Genomic DNA, 20,797 nt, shown 5'->3' with positions numbered 1-20,797 from the left:
ACGACGCGTCGACCCGCGTGAGGCGTACCCGCCCGCCCGGCGTCGGCCACGCCACCTCGCAGCCCGCCGACAGTGAGTCGCTCCACCGTCCGGTGTCCGACCGCTAGGCCCCCATGAAAGGAAGCGCCCCCGCGATGTCGATGCGTACGATTGTGAAGTCTGCCTTGGGCGAGAAGAACCTGAGGGTTCTGCGCCGGCTGAAGAAGCGCCTCTCCGGCCAGCCGGCCAAGCCGACCGGACTCGCAGCGATCTCCGGCGATCTCAACAAACTGGCCGTGCACTTCAAGACGGACAAATGGGGAACGCACCGGTACACCCAGCACTACCAGCGCCATCTCCAGCACCTGAAGAACGAGTCGTTCAACCTCCTGGAAATCGGAATCGGCGGTTACAGCCGGGCCGGGCAGGGCGGGGCATCGCTGCGCATGTGGAAGCACTTCTTCCCGAAGGCGCAGATCTTCGGAATGGACATTCACGACAAGTCTTTTGTCGACGAGGACCGCATCACGACGTTCGTCGGCGACCAGTCCGACCCCGCGTCCCTGAACGCCGTCGCCGACAAGATCGGCGAACTGGACGTCATCATCGATGACGGCAGTCACCGCAGCCCGCACGTGATCACGACGTTCGAGACGCTCTTCCCCCGGCTCAAGGACGGCGGCATCTACGTCGTCGAGGACACGCAGTCGTCCTACTGGCCCGAATGGATGGGCAGCGAGGACCTCGACGCCCGGCACACCAGCATGGCGATGCTGAAGCGGTTGACGGACGGGCTGAACTACGAGGAATTCGTGGATGAAAGCTATGAGCCGACCTACACGGATCTCAACGTCGTCGGCGTGCACTTTTACCACAACCTGGTGATCATCGAAAAAGGCAGGAACGCCGAGGGCAGCAACAAGCGGAGTGCGCTGAAGCAGCGCTACGCCAAGTCCTGACCCCGGCGAGTGCGAACGACACCCTCCCGCCGGGTCTGCTCGCCGGCTGTTCCGGCGGCATCTCCCAAGCGAGGCCGGGCCGGCGACGTCACTCCGGCCGGCAGCGGGCGGAGTCCGGCAACCGCCGGGCTCCGCCCGCTCAAGCAGCTCAGCTGTCGAGCCGCCCCCGCAACCGCTCGTAGTGGGCGGCGCAGTCCGCGTACGCGGGAAGCAGTTCTGACCGCTCCGCCTCGGCCAGGGACGGCGCCGCGGCGTCCTTGTCGGACAGCACCGGCGTGATGCCCTCGGGCCACTCGATGCCCAGGGCCGGGTCGAGCGGGTAAATGCCGTGTTCGCGGCCCGGCGCGTAGCCCTCCGAGCAGACGTAGACCACCGTCGCGTCGTCCGTGAGGGCCATGAAGGCGTGCCCGAGGCCCTCGGCGAGGAACACCGCGTGGCGTGTGTCGTCGTCGAGCCGTACGGCCTCCCACCTCCCGTAGGTGGGGGAGCCGACGCGGATGTCTGTCACCACGTCCAGGACGGCACCGCGTACACACGTGATGTACTTGGCCTGGCCGGGCGGCACGTCGGCGAAGTGCACGCCCCGCAGCACGCCGCGCCGTGAGACCGAGCAGTTCGCCTGGGCCAGCGACAGGTCGTACCCCGTCGCCTCGCGGAACTCCGCAGCGCGGTACCACTCGTGGAAGCTGCCCCGGTCGTCCGGGAAGATCTTGGGTTCCAGGACCCAGGCGCCCTCTATCCCCAGGGGTCGCATGCCGTCACCGTCCTCGGGTCCTGATACGGGAGTCCACCTTCCGGCGCGCGGCGCCGAGCACGCGTCGCGCGCGCCGGGCCAGCCGCAGCGCGACACCGGGCCCCGGCGGCGGCGTCACCAGCACGCTCCCGCCCCCGGTCCGCAGCGCGAACGGCAGGCCGGCGAAGCGAGCCCCCTCGGCGCCGGGGTTCAGGCACACGGCCATCCGCCAGACGTCGCCCGAGGTCTCCTCGGCGGGCAGGTCGGCCACCAGCAGCGAGCCCCTTCCGTCCGCGTCGGGGGAGAGAGTGCCGGACGTCTCCAGGATCCGGCTGGAGGAGACGAACCTCAGCCGGACATCCCTGTCGCCCGTGACGTACACCGGGAGCACGACACGGAACCGCCCGTCGGAGACGGTGACGTCTCCCAGCTGCACCCGGCCCAGCCCGAGCCGCTTGCCGCGCGCGCCGAGCTCCAGGGAGAGGTTGCCGTGCGGCTGGGTCCAGTACGGCAGCACCGGGAGGTCGCCGACGACTCCCGCGTGGGGCGTGGGCCGGTCCTCGCACGGCGCCGGGCCGAGCCGGCACTCCTTGGTCCAGCCGCCCGACTTCACCCGGACGAGCGCGTCCCAGGCACCCTCGCGGGGCAGGTCGGCCGGGTCGACCGTGGCCGTCGCCCGCAGCACGAGCCGGACCTCCTCGCCGTCCCCGACCGGCACGGTCTCGCGCGTGAACTCCACCGGCTGGAAGTACTGCGCGGCGCTGGAGCGCTCCCGCAGCAGCAGATCGGCCGTGGCCTGCCCGAACCGCGCGGCGGTCTCCGAGGCCACCCAGCGGACCGCCTCGGTGACGTCCTTGGGCACGTCGCTGAGCGGCGCGGCCCCGGCGCCGGCGGGGAACAGCATCGGCTCGCCGCCGGACAGGTACTCGGCCGTGAAGCCGATACGGAGCGAGCCGTCGCGCCACTCGATGTCACCGGGGGTCGCCGCGGGGGCGACGCCCGCCTCCCACTCCGCGAAGGCCACCACGTCGTCGTAGCGGTCGGCCGCCGTCAGCGCGGCGATGACCTGCTGCGTCGGCTGCAGTCCGGCCGCGACACCCGGCCCGAAGCGCTCGACGACGACCTGGTGGATCTCCCCGAACAGCTCGCGGCGATAGTCGTCCGGCAGGCTCAGCAGCCGCCGCGCCCGCAGCCGCTCCACCATCTCCACGCGCAACCACCGCCGGAACAGCCGGTCCCGCACCGCACCGGGCTCCGTGTACCGCTCGACGACGTCGAGGGCCTCGCGCAGGTTCCTGAAGTAGCCGACGGGGTCGAAGCGTTCGAAGCCGGCGTTGGAGCCGTCGTCCCGGCGGATGTGGTAGTAGCAGACGTAGTCGCTGAGCACCGAGACGTTCTCCGCGCGCAGATACGCCTCGGCGATGAAGACGTGGTCCTCCAGACGCCGTCTGCCCTCGGGGAAGCGCAGGCCGATGCGGTCCAGGAAGGCCCGGCGGACCATCTTGTGCGGGGTGAGACTGTCGATGAGCGGGGCGTTCTCGACGGTGGCCCGCGGACGGTTGCGGCGGAACAGCTCCACCGGCACCCCGCGGTTCCTGCCGGCCATCTTGCCCACGACGACGTCGGCGCCGTTGGCCACGCCGTAGTCGTACATCCGCTCCAGGGCCTCGTCGCCGAGGTAGTCGTCATTGTCGACGAACATCACGAACTCGCCCCGGGAGGCCTCGATGCCGACGTTGCGGGGCTTGCCCGACCAGCCGGAGTTCTCCTGGTGGATGACCCTCATCCGGGGGTCCTCCGCCGCGAGCGCGTCGAGCCGGGCCGGGGTCTCGTCGGTCGAGCCGTCGTCGACGAAGATCACCTCGAACTCGTCGGGAGGCAGCGACTGCCGCTGCAGCGAGGAGATGCAGTCCTCGATGTAGATCCCCGGGTTGTACACGGGGACGATGACGCTGACCTTGACCGGCATCGGGTTTCCGGGCCCCTTCGGGTCGCTTGCCGTAGACGTCCTGTTGTACTGCGTGTTGCCCGATGCTAACCCGCTCGGCGAAGTCGTCTCACCTTCCGAGACCTCGCCGTGATCATCTCCGCCCACGGGGCAACTGAGCTGCTGCCTCTGTCTGTTCGCGGTCAAAGCGGTCGTCGGCCGGAGACGTCCACACCGTGGCCCGGGGCCGGAGCGACCGGCCCTCGGCCGTACCCCTGCCCCGCCAGGGGCTTCCTCACCTCTCACTTGCCATGGAGTGCGCTCGAAGTCATAGCGTCGACGACGAACGGCGCACGAGGCCGTCTCGGCGCCCGCTCCTTCCGGGGTGCCGGGCGGTGGCATCTGTGCCTGTATGGACGGGAGACTTCGTGCCGCCCGAAGGACGATCAAGCGTGCAGGGAAGGCTGGGACACGACATGCAGAAGCGTAGTCTGCGGGAATTGCAGGTATCGGCCATCGGCCTGGGGTGCATGGGCATGTCCGCCTTCTACGGAACCTCCGACGAGGAGGAGGGCGTCGCGACGATCCGGCACGCCCTCGACCTCGGGGTGAACTTCCTCGACACCGCCCAGATGTACGGCCCGCTCACCAACGAGTCACTCGTCGGCGAGGCGATCCGGGGGCGCCGCGACGAGTATGTGATCGCGACGAAGTTCAACTACCGGATGGACGACGCCGTACCGGGCGACATCAGCACGGTCGGCCCGCAGGACGGCTCGGCCGAACACGTCCGCAGCTCCGTCCACGGCTCCCTGAAACGCCTGGGAACCGACCACATCGATCTGTACTACCAGCACCGGGTCGACCCGAACGTGCCCATCGAGGAGACGGTCGGCGCACTGGGTGAACTGGTCGCCGAGGGCAAGGTGCGCTACATCGGGCTGAGCGAGGCGAGCGCCCGGACCATCCGGCGTGCGCACGCCGTGCACCCGGTCACGGCCGTGCAGAGCGAGTACTCGCTGTGGTCGCGGGACGTGGAGGCCGAGGTGCTGCCGGCCTGCAGGGAGCTGGGCATCGGCTTCGTACCGTACTCGCCCCTCGGCCGCGGCTTCCTCGCCGGGCGGTTCGCCTCGCCGGACGACCTGGACGCCAACGACTGGCGCCGCCAGAACCCGCGCTTCCAGGACGACAATCTGGAGGCGAACCAGCGGCTGGCGGCGAAGGTGAAGGAGATCGCCGCCGAGAAGGACGTGACGCCGGCTCAGCTGGCCATCGCGTGGGTGCTGGCTCAGGGCGAGGACCTGGTGCCGATCCCGGGCACCAAGCGCCGCACCTACCTGGAGCAGAACGCCGCGGCCGTCGACATCGACCTGTCGAAGGACGACCTGGCGCGCATCGAGGCGGAGCTGCCCGAGGCGGCCGGTGAGCGGTACGACGAGGCAGGCATGCGGTCCGTCAACCGGTAGGCGGAGAGGCCCGCACCACCGGCGCGCGGGGGGTGAAGGCATCCCCCGGGCCCGGTGTAGGGGTCTTTCGGCGAGGCCGCGCCGGAGGGCCGTCGGGGGTGTCCGTCTGCAGCCTGGTCGCGGGCCACGGTGCCGACGCCGAGCAGGCGAAGCCGTCGGGCAGGAAGTCGGGGAGGACGGGCCGGCGGCCGAGGGTGCGGGCCACCTCCGCCAGGGGGAGCCGGTGCGCGAAGATCCGGCGGATGTGCCGTTCCTGCTCGGCGGTGCGCCCACCGGTCGGGGCCGCCGGCTCGTCCGGCCGGCTCTCCACCTGCCAGACGGGCAGGTACTTCCACTCCTCGACCCGGGACGCAACGTCGTCGGGCAGCTCCGGTCTGCGGGGGTGCCATCGCCGCCCTGGAGACGGTCCCGTACCAGGGCCGCGCGGCCCGCATCCACGTCCGAGTGGATACTGAACGGGACCCTCTAGGGTGATGATGTGCGACTGCTGCTGATGTCCGACACCCACCTGCCCAGACGGGCCAGGGAACTGCCCGCCCCCCTGCTCGCCGCACTCCCGCACGCCGATGTCGTGTTCCACGCCGGGGACTGGGTCGACACCGGCACCCTCGATCTGCTGGAGGCGCGCTGCCGCAGGCTCGTCGGGGTGTACGGCAACAACGATGGGCCGGATCTGCGCGCCCGGCTGCCCGAGGTGGCGTACGCCGAGCTGGGCGGGCTGCGCTTCGGCGTGATCCACGAGACGGGCGCCAAGCAGGGCCGGGAACAGCGGTGCGCCGCCCGCTTCCCCGATCTGGACGTGCTGGTCTTCGGGCACAGCCACATCCCCTGGGACAGCACGGCCTCCACCGGCCTGCGGCTGCTGAACCCGGGCTCCCCGACGGACCGCCGCCGGCAGCCCCACTGCACGTACATGACCGCCGCCGTCACCGACGGGCGGCTCACGGACGTGGAACTGCACCGGCTGCCGCCCCGCACACCGCGCTGAACCGCCCCACCGGGCCCGTGGCATGATCGCCTCATGAGTCAGGACGAGGGGTACCTCCTGGACAACCGGCAGGCCGAGGCGGGCACGCGCTTCGACGCGCTGGCGGCCCTCTTCGACGCCTCGACGTTCCGCCACTTCGAGGCGGCCGGGATCGCCGAGGGCTGGCGGTGCTGGGAGGTCGGGGCCGGCGGGCCGAGTGTCGCCGCGTGGCTGCGCGAGCGCGTCGGGCCCTCCGGGCGGGTGCTCGCCACCGACATCGACGTGTCCTGGACCGGGACGGACGCCACCGCGGGAGTCGAAGTGCTCCGGCACGACGTCGGCCGCGACGCCCCTCCGCCGGGCCCCTTCGACCTGGTGCACGCCCGTCTCGTCCTGGTCCACGTCCCCGAGCGCGAGGCCGCGCTGCGCTCCATGGTGCGGGCCCTGCGGCCCGGGGGAGTACTGCTGGTCGAGGACGCCGACCCCGCGCTGCAGCCGCTGATCTGCCCCGACGAGCACGGCCCCGAGCAACAGCGGGCCAACCGGCTGCGCACCGGCTTCCGGGAACTGCTGCGGCAACGCGGTGCCGACCTCTCCTACGGGCGCAGACTGCCCCGGCTGCTGCGCGAGGCGGGCCTCGTGGACGTCGAGGCCGACGCCTACTTCCCCCTCACCTCGCCCGCCTGCGACGTCCTGGAGGCGGCCACCGTCCGGCAGGTCCGGGAGCGGCTCGTCGCCGCGGGTCTCGCCACGGACGAGGAGATCGACGGGCATCTCGCCGCCGTGGAGGCGGGACGCCTGGACCTCGCCACCTCGCCGATGATCTCGGCGTGGGGCCGCAGGCCGGCAGCCGACGGCTCGTAGCGACTCACCCGGAGCCGTTCCCCTCCGGGAAGCCGGTGCTGTCGAAACCGGGCTCCAGTTCGACACCGGTGGCATTCAGGAAGAAGGCCACCATCTGGTACTGCCCCACCAGCATGACGACCTCGATCAGTTCGGCGTCGCCGAAGTGCCCGGCCAGACCCTCCCAGGTCGCGTCGGACATCGTGGCATCCTCGTGCAGCTCGTCCGCCGCGCTGATCAGGTGCCGCTGGAGGTCCGTCCAGCCGGGCGCCTCAGGCCCCTCGCCGATGCGGTCGATCTCCGCGTCCGTGACGCCCGCGGCCCTGGCCAGGGGGAGGTGCCGCCCCCACTCGTACCGCGCGCCCGTGTTCCATGCCGTGCGCAGGATCAGTAACTCCCGCACTTCCCCCGGCAGCCGGCCCCCGGCGAGCAACAGCCCACCGAAGGGCAGGAACCGCTCGTAGAGATCGGGGTGGCGCACGAGCGTGGTGAAGATGTTCGGGATCCCGCCCCCGGGGTCGTGGGGAGCGGCGGCCAGCAGTTCCCGGGTCCGCGGATCCCACTGTTCTTCGGGGAGCGGCTTCAGCCGCGGACGGGCCGGTCGGGCGGCTTCGTGGCGCTGTGACATGGCTGCCTCCAGTCTCCGAGGGACTCACCCTAGGAGACCGGAGGCACGCCCGGCAGGGGAGAGCGGTGAACAGTCAGCCCGTCGGGTCGAGAACGATCTTGCGCACGCCGTCGGAGCGGCCTGCGAACAGTTCGTACGCCGCCGGTCCTTCGGAAAGGGCGAAGCGGTGCGAGACCACGACCTCGGGCTTGAGCCGTCCGGCACGGGTGAGGGCCATCAAGGCGGGGAGTTCGTAGTGCACCGAGCACAGCCCGATGGCGAACTCCAGTTCCTTGACCTGCGCCAGGTACATGTGGAACGGGAACGCCTTGTTCTGGCTGACCCCGATCACACTGACCCGGCCCGCCTGCCGGACGGCCTTGACGGCGAGCTGGATGGTGGCGTCGGAACCCACCGCCTCCACCACGGCGTCCGGCCCGCGACCGGCGGTCATGTCCCGGACGGCCGACCGCACATCGTCGCCCTCCACCGGCTCGACGCCCAGACCCGCGGCGAAGGCGCGGCGCTCCGCGACCAGGTCCACCCCCAGCACCCGGGCCGCGCCCATCGCGAAGGCGGACTGGGCGGCCATCAGACCGACCGGGCCGAGGCCGACGACCAGGACGGTCTCACCGGGCTGGATGCGGGCACGACGGCAGCCGTACCAGGCAGTGGGGGCGTTGTCCGTCAGGACGACGGCCGCCTCGTCGGAGATGTCCTCCGGCAGACGCACCAGATTGACGTCGGCACAGGGCACGGCCAGGGCCTCCGCCTGACTGCCCGGCAGCTTCGGACCGACTCCGTAGCAGAGCTCCGTGCTCGACGTGGCGCGTTCGCAGCGGGCGGTGAACCCGGCCGCACACTGTCCGCATTGAGCACAGCCGACGGAGGCGGGCACCAGAACCCGGTCACCGGGCTTGAAGCGGGTGACCTGGCTGCCGGTGTCGACGACCACGCCGACGCACTCGTGCCCCGGCGTGTAGCCCAGTTCGGGGCTGAACGCGTTGCCGCCGTAGATGTGCAGGTCGCTGCCGCAGATGCCGGCCGCGGTCACCCGCACCACCGCGTCGGCGGGGCTGGTGACGGCCGGGCCGGGGACGTCCCCGTAACGGATGTCGTGACGGCCGTGGTAAGTCAGCGCCTTCATCGGCTCTCTCCCTCCCTCGGCCCGGTCAGTCCGCGATCTTCAGCACCAGCTTGCCGCGGTTGTCACCACGGAACAGGCGCATCAGGGTCTCGGGGAACTCCCTGACCGAGCCGGACACCACGTCCTCCAGGGACTTCAGCCGGCCCTCCGCCCGCCACGCGGCCATCTGCGCGATGCCCTCCGCGTACCGTTCGGCGTAGTCGAACACGACGATGCCCGTCATGGAGGCCCGGTTCACCAGCAGCGACAGGTAGTTGGCGGGGCCTTGCGGCTTGGTGCTGTTGTACTGGGAGATCGCGCCGCAGACCACGACGCGGGCACCGCGCGCCAGCCGCAGCAGCACGGCGTCCAGAACGTCGCCGCCGACGTTGTCGAAGTACACGTCGACGCCGTCGGGGGCGTGCTCGCGCAGGGCCTTGCGGACGTCCTCGCTCTGGTAGTCGATCGCGGCGTCGAACCCGAACTCGTCCACCACCATCCGGCACTTGGCCTCGCCGCCGGCGATGCCGACGACCCGGCATCCGAGGATCTTGGCGATCTGCCCGACGACGCTGCCGACGGCCCCGGCCGCTCCGGAGACCACGACGGTCTGCCCCGGCTCGGGACGCCCGACCTCGATCAGTCCGAAGTAGGCCGTCAGGCCCGACATGCCAAGGGTGCCGAGATAGGTCGGCAGGGGAGCGGCCGCAGGGTCGACCTTGGTCACGCCGCGTCCGTCCGACACGCAGTACTCCTGCACGCCGAACGTGCCCGACACATGGTCCCCGACCGCGAACCCGGGGTGCCGGGAGGCGACCACCCTGCCCACCGCGCCGGCACGCATCACCTCGCCGATCTCCACCGGCCGGATGTAGGACCTGCCCGCGTTCATCCAGCCGCGCATCGCCGGGTCGATCGACAGACAGAGCACCTGCACCAGGAACTCCCCTTCGCCCGGCTGCCCCGCCGGCTCCTCGACGTGCTCCCAGTCGGTGGGGCGCGGCTCTCCCACGGGACGTGCGGCCAGGCGTATCTGGCGGTTGATCGTGCTCATCTTGGCGACTCTCCTCGGCTGCATACCGCCCAGTCGGTACGGCCGTGAGCGTACGGGTGCCCGCCGGCCGGGGCAAGGGCCGGGCCGCTACGACTTACGGCCCGTGCGGGCGGCCGGCCCGGTCGTGGCCGACGCGCCGGGGCTCCGGCTCGGCCTAATCGTGGCCCGGCACCGCCATCTCCCCGAGGAGCGACCAGTCGTCCTGCGGGACGTTCGCGTTCACGATGCGCGGCGTCTCGGCCAGGTGCGGAGGCAGCGTCTGCTGCGCGGCCTTGAAGTGCGCGGACTGTACGTGTGCGGCTCCGGCCTCGTCGTCGCGGAAGGCCTCGACCAGGACGTACTCCGACGGCTCGTCCACGCTGCGCGACCAGTCGAACCACAGACAGCCGGGCTCGGCGCGCGTCGCCCGGGTGAAATCGGCGGCGATCTCGGGCCAGCGGTCGGCGTGCTCGGGGCGGACACGGAACTTGGCGGTGATGAAGATCATGGGGTTCCCTCCGGTGGTGTGTCGGTGCGCTGTCGTGATCACTGTTTCAGGAGGACCGGCGCGGATGTACCGCCCCCTCCGTCGTGGTGAGCGGCGCTCCGGTGCCACCCCAGCGCAGGGCCACGATCTCGGCGGCGACGGACACCGCCACCTCCTCGGGTGTACGGGCCCCCAGGTCGAGGCCGACCGGTGAGCGCAGCCGGGACAGCTCGCCTTCCGTGAGTCCGGCCTCGGCCAGCCGTGCGGCCCGGTCGGTGTGGGTGCGGCGGCTACCCATCGCCCCGATGTAGGCGGCCGGGCGGCGCAGGGCCTCCGTCAGCAGCGGCACGTCGAACTTCGGGTCGTGCGTGAGAACGCAGATCACGGTGCGCTCGTCGGTGTCGGTGTCGCGCAGGTAGCGGTGCGGCCACTCGGCGACCACCTCGACGCCCTCGGGGAAGCGCCGGGGCGTGGCGAAGACGGGGCGGGCGTCGCAGACGGTGACCCGGTAGCCGAGGAAGCCGCCGATGCGGGCCACGGCCGCGGCGTAGTCGATCGCGCCGAACACCAGCATCCGTGGCGGCGGCGCGAAGGACTGCAGGAACACGCTGACGGCGTCCTCGCGGCGCTGCCCCTCGGACCCGTAGTGCCGCATGCCGGTGGCGCCGAGGGCGAGTTCGCCGCGGGCGTCGGCGGTCACGGCCGCGTCCAGGCCGCTCGTGCCGAGGGTGCCGAGAGTGCGGTCCGGCCACACGGCGAGGGCGGCCCCGCGCGGCGCCGGTCCGTCGGCCACGGTCGCCGCCGTGACCGGCTCGCCCGCCGCGACCGAGTCCGCGACCGAGCCGAAGCCGGGATCGCGCTCGGGCGTGACGGCGCGCACGAGCAGCGTGATCTCACCGCCGCAGGTCAGGCCGGCCGCGAAGGCGTCCTCGTCGCTGTAGCCGAAGGTCTCCAGCCGGGCCTCGCCGCCCGCGGCGACCTCCTGGGCCAGCTCGAACACCGCTCCCTCGACGCAGCCCCCGGACACGCTGCCCACGACCTCCTCGTCCGGGCCCACCGCCATCGCCGCGCCGGCGTCGCGCGGCGCGCTGCCGCTGACCTCGACGACCGTTGCGAGGCCGAACGGCACCCCTGCCGCGTACCAGCGGCCGAGCACCGGGAGAACGTCACGCACGAGCCACTCCTGTCCGTCGGGCACTCGCCGGGTACCCCCGCGGCGGTTAATTCCGTTGTGGCCCCCCCGCCGGTCTGCTGCACTGCTCGGGACAGCGACGTCGAGCAGTCCCGAGGAGTTCCGAATGCGCACTGCGTGCATGTCCCCCCAGCCAGGAACGGATCTCTCTCCGAAGGACATGACGCTTCGTGCACATGCTCAACCTTGGAATTCTCGCCCATGTCGACGCCGGTAAGACCAGCCTGACCGAGCGGCTGCTCCATTCGGCCGGGGTGATCGACGAGATCGGCCGCGTCGACGACGGGAACACCCGTACCGACACCCTCGCCCTGGAACGGCAGCGCGGCATCACCATCAAGTCCGCCGTCGTCTCGTTCCCGCTCGACGGCGTGACCGTCAACCTCATCGACACCCCTGGCCACCCCGACTTCATCGCCGAGGTGGAGCGCGTCCTCGGCGTGCTGGACGGCGTCCTCCTGGTGATCTCCGCCGTGGAGGGTGTGCAGGCACAGACGCGGGTGCTGATGCGGACGCTCCAGCGGCTGCGCATCCCGACGCTGCTCTTCGTCAACAAGATCGACCGGAGCGGGGCGCGCCACGAGGCGGTGCTGCGGGAGATCTCGGCGCGGCTGACGCCCTCGATCGTGCCGATGGGGACCGCCACCGGCCTCGGCACCCGCGCGGCCCGCTTCACCCCCGGCCATCCCGCACCCGCCGGCGCCCTGGACGTCCTGAGCGGGCACGACGACGCGCTGCTGGCCGCGTACGTCGAGAACACCCTCACGGACGAGCTGTTGCACGGCTCCCTCGTCGCCCGGACCCGGGAGGCGCTCGTCCACCCGGTCTACTTCGGCTCCGCCGCCACCGGCGCCGGGGTGGAGGCGCTGCTGTCCGGCATCGAAACCCTGCTGCCGGTGGCCGACGGGGACGCGGACGGGCCGGTCTCCGCCACCGTGTTCAAGGTCGACCGGGGCCCGGCGGGGGAGAAGGTCGCCTACGCCCGGATGTTCTCCGGGACCCTGCGCACCCGCGACCGGGTCCCCTTCGGAACGGACGGTGCCGAGGGCCGGATCACCGGCATCAGCGTCTTCGGTGACGGCACGGACCTGCGCGAGGACTCCGTCGCCGCCGGCCGGATCGCCCGTCTCACCGGGCTCGGCGACATCCGCATCGGCGACGCGATCGGCGAACCGCGCACGGCGTCCCAGCACTTCTTCGCTCCGCCGACGCTGGAGACGGTCGTCGTCCCCGGCCCGCACGCCGACCGGGGAGCGCTCCACCTGGCGCTCACCCAGCTCGCCGAACAGGACCCGCTGATCGGACTGCGCCGCGACGAACTCCGCCAGGAGACCTCCGTCTCCCTGTACGGCGAGGTGCAGAAGGAGGTCATCCAGGCCACCCTCGCCGGGGAGTACGGCCTCGAGGTCACCTTCCGCGAAACCACCCCGCTCTGCGTCGAACGGCTCGTCGGCACCGGGCAGGCCGTGGAGTTCAACAAGAAGCACCCCAACCCGTTCCTGGCGACGGTCGGCCTGCGCGTCGAGCCCGCACCGGTCGGCTCGGGCGTCGGCTTCCGGCTGGAGGTGGAGCTCGGGTCCATGCCGTACGCCTTCTTCAAGGCCGTCGAGGACACCGTGCGCGAGACCCTGGAGCAGGGCCTGCACGGCTGGCGGGTCACCGACTGCGTGGTCACCATGACCCACAGCGGCTACTCGCCCCGCCAGAGCCATGCCCACCAGGGCTTCGACAAGAGCATGTCCAGCACGGGCGCCGACTTCCGCGGCGTGAGCCCGCTGGTGCTCATGGAGGCGATGCGGCGGGCCGGGACACGGGTCCACGAGCCGATGCACCGCTTCCGCATCGAGGCGCCCGCCGACACCCTCGGCGCGCTGCTGCCGGCCCTCGCCCAGCTCGCGGCCGTACCCGAGACGACGCGGAACCGGGACGACCTCTGCGTCCTCGAAGGCACCGTGCCGGCCGCCCGGGTGCACGCCCTCGGGCAGCGGCTGCCCGGGCTCACCCGGGGCGAGGGCGAGCTGGAGAGCTCGTTCGCCCACTACGCACCGGTCGTGCACGGCACCGTCCCGGAGCGCCCGCGCACCGACCACAACCCGCTGAACAGGAAGGAGTACTTGTTGAACGTGACACGGAGGGTAGGTGGTTGACGTGTGCAGGTTGTCCGGACGGGAACTTACTCTGGAGTCAGAGGTGTTGACGGTGTCCTGATATCGCCGGACTGTAGTGGACATGCCGACTATCCGAGCGCGCCTGCTGGTTGTCCTGGTCGTCCTCTTCGGCTCCGTCTCGGTGGCGGGCGTACCACCGGCCACCGCCGCGCCCCCGCCCGGTTCCCTCTGGTTCGACGATCCGACGGTCACCGTGCGGGACGGCCGCTTCACCGACGCCCACGGCCGGGAGATCGTGCTGCGCGGCTACAACGTCTCCGGCGAGACCAAACTCGCGGAGAACAAGGGCCTGCCCTTCGCCTCGGTCGCCGACGCCCGTAAGTCGGCGACCGCGCTGCGCGCCCTCGGCGGCGGCAACACCGTCCGCTTCCTGCTCTCCTGGGCGTACGCCGAGCCCGAGCGCGGCCAGGTGGACACGGCCTACCTGGCCGCCGCGACCGACCAGATGAAGGCCTTCCTCGACGCCGGCATCCGCGTCTACCCCGACTTCCACCAGGACCTCTACTCCCGGCACCTCTTCGACACCGACAGCTGGTACACCGGCGACGGGGCCCCCAAGTGGGCGGTGGACGCCGGGAACTACCCGGACGAATCCTGCGGGATCTGCCTCTTCTGGGGACAGAACATCACCCAGAATCAAGCGGTGACACGTGCCACGTACGACTTCTGGCACAACGCGCACGGCGTGCAGGACGCCTTCCTCGCCACAGCTCAGAAGACCATGGCGTACGTCCAACAGCACCTGAGCGCGGATCAGTTCAAGGGCGTCGTCGGCTTCGACCCGTACAACGAGCCGCACGCGGGTGTGTACGACTCCGGGCAGACCAGCCGCGCCTGGGAGAAGGACGTGCTCTGGCCCTTCTACGAGAGGTTCCGGGCCCGCATGGACACGGCAGGGTGGCGCGACAAGCCCGCGTTCGTCGAGCCGAACCTCTTCTGGAACGCCAACCTCGACTTCCAGAAGCAGGAGGGCGGCCTGCTGGACGCCGGTGCTCTCGGACCGCGTTACGTCTTCAACACCCACTTCTACGACCAGAAGGCCATCTCCGGCGTCTTCATGTGGGGCAAGGCGGCCGACGGCCAGTACACGGGCGACTTCCGCACCGTCCGCGACCGGGCCGCCGCCGCGCGGACGGCCGCCGTGGTCAGCGAGTTCGGGCACCCGCTCGCGGGCAACGTCTCCGACAAGGCACCGACCGTCCTCAAAGCGATGTACCAGGCACTCGACTCCCGCCTCAAAGGGGCCGACTGGTGGTCCGACCCGGCGGCCTCGGGGCCCGTGCTCTCCGGTTCCCAGTGGCAGTGGGACATCTACAACGGCCGCCATCGCGAGCAGATGAACGACAACCCCGACAAGGTGCTCACCGCCGGCGACGCCTGGAACGACGAGGACCTGTCCGCCGTACGCCTGGACGATGAGGACAAGCCCGTGCTGCGCCAGGACGCCCGGCTCCTGGACCGTCTCTACCCGAGCGCCACGGCGGGTGAGACCGTCGGCTTCACCTACGAGGACCGCTCCCGGGACGGCTCGACGACCCTGACCTGGAACCCGGTGCCCGGCTCCCTGCCGAACGTGCAGCGGCTGGTGGGGTCCGGGCAGTACGGGCTGCTGCTGTGGCGCTCGAACGGCGGCCCGGCGCCCACCGAGATGCACCTGCCGGCGAGCTTCCCGACCGCGTCCACCACGGTCGTCTCCGACCTGGACGCGGTCCACGCCCCGCCGGCCTACACCTCGACGACCCCGGTCGGCGTGGCACAGGAGCCCGGAGGCACGGGAAGCCGCCGCCTGCTGCTCACCGCGCCGGACTCGGGCGTCCTGCACTACGCGCTGGTGACCAACGGGGCGACGGCTCCCTCGGCGGACCTGCTCGCCGCGGCCCGCTCCGAACTGGCGGCGTGGGCGGCGAGGGAGGTCACCTAGGAGGTGCGCCGTCCGGAGAGGTGGGTGACGCGGCCGGCCCGCGGTCGGCCGCCGATGCCGGTGTGGGGCCGGTGGTGGTGCCGGCCCAGGGGTTGCCGGTCAGCACGCGCGCGACGGTGACGCACTGGCCGTTCCGAGTGACGCCCTGGTCGGCGAAGCAGGCGGTGGCCCGGCGCAGGAAGCCGGCGCGGGTGGCGGCCTTCTCGGACTTTCTCGCGGTCGCTCGGCGCGGGTTGTCGATCCGGGGGTGTGTCGTTCGTGTAAGAGGTGCAAGGACACCCGGACGACCAGAGGCCGAGGAGGCCTGTCATGAAGTACTACCTGCTCAGCGTGATGCAGCCGGTCGGCGACCCGCCCGCCCCCGAGGCCCTCAAGGAGATCGGAGACAACCTCGAGGCCTTCCACCGGGAACTGAGGGAGGCGGGCGCGTGGGTCTTCGCCGGAGGGCTGCACGGTCCGGAGTCCGCCACCGTGCTGCGGCCCGGCGACGGCGACGTCCTGATCACCGACGGCCCGTACGCCGAGGGCAAGGAGATGCTGGGAGGCATCTGTCTGGTCAAGGCACCCGACCTGGACGCCGCCCTGAAGTGGGGGCGCAAGGCGGCCCTGGCCACCACCCTGCCGATCGAGGTGCGCCCCTTCATGGGAGACGCCGACTGATGGATGTGGATGTCGAGGCGGTTTTCCGCGCGGAGTACGGCCGCGCGGTCGCCGTCCTCGTCCGCTTCCTCGGCGACATCGACCTCGCCGAGGAAGCGGTCCAGGATGCCTTCACCACGGCGGTCCGGCGCTGGCCGGAGACCGGCGTCCCGCCGAGCCCGGCCGGATGGATCATCACCACCGCCCGCAACCGGGCCGTCGACCGTCTGCGCCGCGAGTCGTCCCGGCCGGCCCGGCACGCCGAGGCGGCCCTGCTGCACGCCGCCGGCGCGCCGTCCGAGGAGGGTCCCGTGCGTGACGACCGGCTCCGCCTGATCTTCACCTGCTGCCACCCCGCGCTCGCCCTGCGGACCCGGGTCGCCCTGACTCTGAGACTTCTCGGCGGCCTCACGACGGAGCAGATCGCCCGTGCCTTCCTGGTGCCGGAACCGACGATGGCGCAGCGGCTGGTCCGCGCGAAGGCGAAGATCCGCGACGCCGGCATCCCGTACCGGGTGCCCCGCGACGCCGACCTGCCCGACCGGCTGGGCGGAGTCCTGGCCGTCGTCTACCTGATCTTCAACCAGGGGTACGAGGGCTCGCCCGAGTTCTGCGCGGAAGCCCTGCGGCTCGGCCGGCTGCTGGCCGAACTCATGCCGGACGAGCCCGAGGTGACCGGCCTGCTCGCGCTGATGCTCCTGGTCGAGTCACGCCGCGACGCCCGCGAGAGCCTCCGGGGCGAGCTGGTGCCGCTGCCCGAGCAGGACCGGACCCGCTGGGACCGGGACCTGATCACCGAGGGACAGTCGCTCGTCCGCCGCTGCCTGCGCCGGAACCGGCCAGGGCCCTACCAGTGCCAGGCCGCCATCCAGGCCGTGCACAGCGACGCGCCCAGCGCGGAAGCGACCGACTGGGCCCAGATCCGGGATCTGTACGACCAGCTCATGGCGATCGCCCCCAGCCCGGTCGTGGAGTTGAACCGTGCTGTCGCCGTGGCCGAGACAGACGGTCCGGGACCGGCCCTCGCCCTGGTGGACGCCCTCGGCCTGGACGGCTACCACGTCTTCCACGCCGTCCGCGCCGACCTGCTGCGCCGGCTGGGCCGGAACGCCGAGGCCGTCCAGGCCTACGGGAAGGCTGCCGTGCTCGCAGGGAATCCGGCGGAACGCGCGTTCCTCGACAGCCGCCGCAGGGCGCTCACCCGGCGAACTGGACCGGACGAGCCGTTCAGCGGCGCGGATCCTGCTCCGTGAGCACGTCGAAGTCGAGGTCGGCACGGCCGCCACCGCCTCCGCCGGTGTCCCGGCACGCCTGCGCGTTCCCCGACGCCGCGCCCGGCCACGCACCGGACGTGGTCGCGGACAAGACGTACTCGTCCGGTGCGATCCGCGACCACGTGCGCGAGCACGCCATCCGTGCGGTGCTCCCGCCCGGTCGGCCCGCCGCCGTCCACCTCGCCGGACTTCACATAGCGGGTGTCTTCCCCTGGTCCGCGCGGTGATCCGACGCAGAGCCCGCAGCGGCCGGGCTCGTCCAGTCGGCCGCCACACGGCCCAGCCGGACGCGCTGCGGGTGGTCGCCGACCGGCACGGACACGACCTTCTTCCCGGAGGCGAAGTCGATCGCCGTGACCTGGTCGGTGCCGCTCTCTGACACCACGCAGGACTTGCCGTCACCGCTGACCGTGGCCCAGTAGGGCTTGGAGGCGGTGACGAGCGGGCCCTCCTGGAGGGTGGCGCGGTCGACCACGGTGGCGTAGTCGTCCATCGTGCCCGCGACGCACAACTTGCGCCCGTCCGGGCTCATCGAGATGCCGTGGTGGCGCGAGTCGTTGACGAAGGTGGTGCGGTCGTCGCTGGTCGCCGGGTTCTTCGGCAGCGTCTTGGTGCGGGTGATCTTGTCGGTGGCGATGTCGTACTCGAAGAAGCCGTTGAAGAAGGAGACCTGGAAGTACAGCTTCGACTCGTCCGGCGAGAAGACGGCCGGGCGGACGGCGTCGGAGTAGTCCTTGAGGCCGAGCGCGTCCAGCTGCGAGCGCATGTCGATGACCTTGACCTGCTTGAACGTCGTGGCGTCGACGACCGTGATGCGCCGGTCGCCCTTCGTCCAGTCCAGCCACGGGGCGTCGGTCTGCGTGTTCACGTCGCCGATCGCCATGTTGTAGATGTACTTGCCGTCCTGGGTGAAGATGTTCTCGTGCGGCTTGTCGCCGGTGCCGAACGTGCCCAGTTCCTTGCCGGAGACGATGTCCAGCACGTGCACGGTGTTGGAGGTCGACGCCGACACCGCGACCCGTGTGCCGTCGGGGGAGACCGCCATGTGGTCGGAACGGTAACCGGACACGGGAAAGCGCCAGTTGAGCTTCCCGGAGGCGAGATCGATCGAGACGACGTCGGCGAAGCTCGGCCGGGAGACGACCACCGACGTCCCGTCCGGCGTGGAGTACATGTCGTCGACGAACTGGTCGTGGCCCTCGCCGACGCTGTTGCGGATCGCCATGAAGTAGATCCACTTGATCGGATCGGCGTTGATCGCCGCCATTCGCTCGTCCTTGTCGGGGATGACGTTGATCCGCCCGATCTTCGCGAAGTCACCGGAGGACCGGATGACATCGGCGGTGCCGTCCCAGTTGTTGCCCACGAACAGCACCTCGCGCAGCGCGGCGGAGGAGCCGGGAGCGGCCGCGGTGGCGGCGGTCGCGGGAGCGGTGACGGTCAGGGCCAGGGCTGCGGCTACGGAGCACAGGTGCCGGCGTCGGAAGACGGGCATGACGGCTCCCCTCTCTGCTGTGGGGTCGCTGCTACAGGGGCGAGCGATGAGTGGGACATGCCAAATCGGGCTGCGTGTGCAAAGTGAACACACGTGCTTTCAGAGTCAACTTACTGCAAAGTAAGGAAGGGGCGGCCTTCTCCACAAGACCGCGTGCACGACAAAATCAGTGTTCGAACGACGAAGGGAGAGCCGGTGCCGGGCAGACTCAGAGCGCCGACCGGCCGCTACGGTGGCAAGACAGCCGAGGAGCGGCAGGCCGAGCGCCGCCGGCGGTTCCTCGACGCCGCGCTCCAGCTGTTCGGCGACACCCCGGGCTTCCGCTCCACCACGGTCGCGGCCCTCAGCGAGACGGCCGGGCTGTCCACTCGGCAGTTCTATGAGGAGTTCCGCACCCTGGAGGACGTGCTCGCCGCACTGCACCTCCAGGTCAACGGCTGGGCCGAGGCCGCGGTGCTGGAGGCGGCAGCGGGCGCGGCGGGCCTGCCGCTCGTGGAGCGCGCCACGGCCATCTTCCGCGCCTACGCCGGGAACGTCACCGCCGATCCGCGCCGGATCCGCATCACCTTCGTGGAGATCATCGGCGTCAGCCCGCGCCTGGAGGAGCAGCGGCTCGCCCGCCGGGCCGGCTGGGTGGACCTCATCTGCGCCGAGGCCGACGCGGCCGCCGCACGGGGAGAGGCCGCCCCCCGCGACTACCGCCTCCCCGCGACGGCCTTCATCGGCAGTGTCAACGGCCTTCTGCACGACTGGAGCGCCGGCTGGGTCGACGCGACCCTCGACGAGGTCGCCGACGAACTGGTGCGGCAGTTGCTGGGGATCCTGTGGCCGCCGGGCTGGGAGCGGGACCGTGACGGCGGGACCGCGTAGGGGGCTTGGACCCCGGGGGCGGGGTCGGGCCGACTAGACCGACACCAGCACCGCCAGATCCGCCGCCACCACCAGCGTGACCCCCAGCAGCGCCAAGGCGAACAGCCGGGCGCGGAGCCTTCGGTACAAGGCCTCGTACTCGCCCCGCAGTTCCTCCCCGCGCCGGGCCGTGTGCTGCCACGATGCCCGGGCGAGGGCGAGATGCTCCGCAGCGAACCGCCCTTCGACCTCCGCCCGTTGCGCCTCCGACAGCCAGTCGAGGCCGGCGGTGAAGCGGGCGGCGGCCGTCCGGGACTCCTCGTGTGCGGCGGCGGCCAGCAGGTGGCCCTCGACCTCGTTGTGGAACGCCCGCAGGTCCAAGGGAAGCCCCTCCCCGGCGGTCATCGGTGCGTCAGCTCCCGCTCGGCCGCCGCGACGGCGTCGTGGTGCAGGTCGAACGCCGGTGACTCGCTGCGGATCTTCGGCAGGGCGACGAAGTTGTGCCGCGGCGGCGGGCAGGAGGTCGCCCACTCCAGGGAGCGGCCGTAGCCCCACGGGTCGTCGACGCCGACCGGCTTGCCGTACTTCGCCGTCGTCCACACGTTGTAGAAGAACGGCAGGATCGACATGCCGAGCAGGAACGAGAAGACGCTCGACACCGTGTTGAGCGTCGTCAGGCCCTCCACCGCCAGGTAGTCGGGGATCCGCCGCTGCATGCCGTTGGCGCCCAGCCAGTGCTGGACCAGGAACGTGCCGTGGAAGCCGATGAACAGCGTCCAGAAGGTGATCTTGCCGAGACGCTCGTCCAGCATCCTGCCGGTGAACTTGGGCCACCAGAAGTGGAAGCCGGAGAACATCGCGAACACGACCGTCCCGAAGATGACGTAGTGGAAGTGCGCGACCACGAAGTACGAGTCGGAGACATGGAAGTCCAGGGGCGGCGAGGCCAGCAGCACACCCGTGAGCCCGCCGAAGACGAACGTGACGAGGAAGCCCGTCGCCCAGAGCATGGGCGTCTCGAACGAGAGGCTTCCGCGCCACATCGTGCCGATCCAGTTGAAGAACTTCACGCCGGTGGGTACGGCGATGAGGAACGTCATGAAGGAGAAGAACGGCAGCAGCACACCGCCGG

At 71.2% G+C, this 20,797-nt stretch carries 20 protein-coding genes; 10 read left to right on the top strand and 10 right to left on the bottom strand.

The genetic code is table 11. The features are described from left to right. The first annotated feature begins 134 nt into the window (after nucleotides 1-134). A complete protein-coding gene (locus AB0B29_RS28835; RefSeq protein ID WP_362244385.1) occupies nucleotides 135-938 on the top strand; it encodes a class I SAM-dependent methyltransferase in 804 nt (267 codons plus the stop codon). 148 nt (nucleotides 939-1,086) lie between these two features. Here AB0B29_RS28835 and rfbC read toward each other — a convergent pair whose 3' ends face one another. Then, nucleotides 1,087-1,692 carry a dTDP-4-dehydrorhamnose 3,5-epimerase gene (gene rfbC, locus AB0B29_RS28830; protein ID WP_362244384.1) on the bottom strand — a complete coding sequence of 202 codons (606 nt, stop codon included), beginning with the start codon at nucleotides 1,690-1,692 and terminating at the stop codon, nucleotides 1,087-1,089. 4 nt (nucleotides 1,693-1,696) lie between these two features. Next, nucleotides 1,697-3,640: a glycosyltransferase family 2 protein gene (locus AB0B29_RS28825; RefSeq protein ID WP_362244383.1), complete on the bottom strand. Its 1,944-nt coding sequence runs from the start codon at nucleotides 3,638-3,640 to the stop codon at nucleotides 1,697-1,699. A gap of 434 nt (nucleotides 3,641-4,074) precedes the next feature. Between AB0B29_RS28825 and AB0B29_RS28820 the strand changes: the two genes are divergently transcribed. From AB0B29_RS28820 to AB0B29_RS28810, 3 genes are all read left to right on the top strand, one after another. After that, a complete protein-coding gene (locus AB0B29_RS28820; RefSeq protein ID WP_362244382.1) occupies nucleotides 4,075-5,064 on the top strand; it encodes an aldo/keto reductase in 990 nt (329 codons plus the stop codon). Nucleotides 5,065-5,542: 478 nt separating this feature from the next. After that, nucleotides 5,543-6,052 carry a metallophosphoesterase family protein gene (locus AB0B29_RS28815; protein ID WP_362244381.1) on the top strand — a complete coding sequence of 170 codons (510 nt, stop codon included), beginning with the start codon at nucleotides 5,543-5,545 and terminating at the stop codon, nucleotides 6,050-6,052. A 33-nt stretch (nucleotides 6,053-6,085) separates the two neighbouring features. Then, complete coding sequence (locus AB0B29_RS28810; RefSeq protein WP_362244380.1) at nucleotides 6,086-6,895, top strand: class I SAM-dependent methyltransferase; 810 nt, start codon at nucleotides 6,086-6,088, stop codon at nucleotides 6,893-6,895. Nucleotides 6,896-6,899: 4 nt separating this feature from the next. Here the strand turns inward: AB0B29_RS28810 and AB0B29_RS28805 are convergent, their stop codons facing one another. The 5 genes from AB0B29_RS28805 to AB0B29_RS28785 all read right to left on the bottom strand — a co-directional run bounded on the left by AB0B29_RS28805 (nucleotide 6,900) and on the right by AB0B29_RS28785 (nucleotide 11,301). Continuing rightward, nucleotides 6,900-7,502 carry a carboxymuconolactone decarboxylase family protein gene (locus AB0B29_RS28805; RefSeq protein WP_362244379.1) on the bottom strand — a complete coding sequence of 201 codons (603 nt, stop codon included), beginning with the start codon at nucleotides 7,500-7,502 and terminating at the stop codon, nucleotides 6,900-6,902. Nucleotides 7,503-7,575: 73 nt separating this feature from the next. After that, on the bottom strand, nucleotides 7,576-8,628 hold the full coding sequence (locus tag AB0B29_RS28800; RefSeq protein ID WP_362244378.1) for an alcohol dehydrogenase catalytic domain-containing protein: 1,053 nt from the start codon (nucleotides 8,626-8,628) through the stop codon (nucleotides 7,576-7,578). A gap of 25 nt (nucleotides 8,629-8,653) precedes the next feature. Beyond that, nucleotides 8,654-9,661, bottom strand: a complete 1,008-nt coding sequence (locus AB0B29_RS28795; protein ID WP_362244377.1) for an NADP-dependent oxidoreductase — start codon at nucleotides 9,659-9,661, stop codon at nucleotides 8,654-8,656. 154 nt (nucleotides 9,662-9,815) lie between these two features. Next, entirely contained in the window at nucleotides 9,816-10,148 is a 333-nt protein-coding gene (locus AB0B29_RS28790) for a putative quinol monooxygenase (protein ID WP_362244376.1), read from the bottom strand. A 46-nt stretch (nucleotides 10,149-10,194) separates the two neighbouring features. Then, the gene (locus AB0B29_RS28785) at nucleotides 10,195-11,301 is read right to left on the bottom strand and encodes an XdhC/CoxI family protein (RefSeq protein ID WP_362244375.1); all 1,107 of its coding nucleotides are present in this window, start codon (nucleotides 11,299-11,301) and stop codon (nucleotides 10,195-10,197) included. Between the two features lie 188 nt (nucleotides 11,302-11,489). On the opposite strand from AB0B29_RS28785, the gene AB0B29_RS28780 reads away from it, so the two are divergent. The 5 genes from AB0B29_RS28780 to AB0B29_RS28760 all read left to right on the top strand — a co-directional run bounded on the left by AB0B29_RS28780 (nucleotide 11,490) and on the right by AB0B29_RS28760 (nucleotide 17,548). Next, a complete protein-coding gene (locus tag AB0B29_RS28780; RefSeq protein WP_362244374.1) occupies nucleotides 11,490-13,466 on the top strand; it encodes a translation factor GTPase family protein in 1,977 nt (658 codons plus the stop codon). Between the two features lie 82 nt (nucleotides 13,467-13,548). Further along, complete coding sequence (locus tag AB0B29_RS28775; RefSeq protein ID WP_362244373.1) at nucleotides 13,549-15,408, top strand: endoglycosylceramidase; 1,860 nt, start codon at nucleotides 13,549-13,551, stop codon at nucleotides 15,406-15,408. Between the two features lie 309 nt (nucleotides 15,409-15,717). Continuing rightward, nucleotides 15,718-16,068 carry a YciI family protein gene (locus AB0B29_RS28770; protein WP_362244372.1) on the top strand — a complete coding sequence of 117 codons (351 nt, stop codon included), beginning with the start codon at nucleotides 15,718-15,720 and terminating at the stop codon, nucleotides 16,066-16,068. Beyond that, complete coding sequence (locus AB0B29_RS28765) at nucleotides 16,068-17,300, top strand: RNA polymerase sigma factor (RefSeq protein WP_362244371.1); 1,233 nt, start codon at nucleotides 16,068-16,070, stop codon at nucleotides 17,298-17,300. Before AB0B29_RS28770 ends, AB0B29_RS28765 begins: the two co-directional genes overlap by 1 nt. Next, nucleotides 17,297-17,548 carry a hypothetical protein gene (locus AB0B29_RS28760; protein ID WP_362244370.1) on the top strand — a complete coding sequence of 84 codons (252 nt, stop codon included), beginning with the start codon at nucleotides 17,297-17,299 and terminating at the stop codon, nucleotides 17,546-17,548. Before AB0B29_RS28765 ends, AB0B29_RS28760 begins: the two co-directional genes overlap by 4 nt. Here AB0B29_RS28760 and AB0B29_RS28755 read toward each other — a convergent pair. Then, complete coding sequence (locus AB0B29_RS28755) at nucleotides 17,512-18,816, bottom strand: YncE family protein (RefSeq protein ID WP_362244369.1); 1,305 nt, start codon at nucleotides 18,814-18,816, stop codon at nucleotides 17,512-17,514. The genes AB0B29_RS28760 and AB0B29_RS28755 overlap by 37 nt on opposite strands. Nucleotides 18,817-19,011: 195 nt before the next feature. On the opposite strand from AB0B29_RS28755, the gene AB0B29_RS28750 reads away from it, so the two are divergent. Beyond that, nucleotides 19,012-19,686, top strand: coding sequence for a TetR/AcrR family transcriptional regulator (locus tag AB0B29_RS28750; protein WP_362244368.1), 675 nt, complete (start codon nucleotides 19,012-19,014; stop codon nucleotides 19,684-19,686). A 33-nt stretch (nucleotides 19,687-19,719) separates the two neighbouring features. On the opposite strand, the gene AB0B29_RS28745 is transcribed toward AB0B29_RS28750, so the two are convergent. Then, entirely contained in the window at nucleotides 19,720-20,070 is a 351-nt protein-coding gene (locus AB0B29_RS28745; RefSeq protein ID WP_362244367.1) for a hypothetical protein, read from the bottom strand. Further along, a partial coding sequence (locus tag AB0B29_RS28740; protein WP_362244366.1) for a cbb3-type cytochrome c oxidase subunit I occupies nucleotides 20,067-20,797 on the bottom strand: 731 nt, incomplete at its 5' end. The genes AB0B29_RS28745 and AB0B29_RS28740, both read right to left, overlap by 4 nt.

The sequence above is a fragment of the Streptomyces tibetensis genome, assembly GCF_040647715.1.
Lineage (GTDB): Bacteria > Actinomycetota > Actinomycetes > Streptomycetales > Streptomycetaceae > Streptomyces > Streptomyces tibetensis_A.
This window is presented reverse-complemented; position numbering and strand designations above follow the sequence as displayed.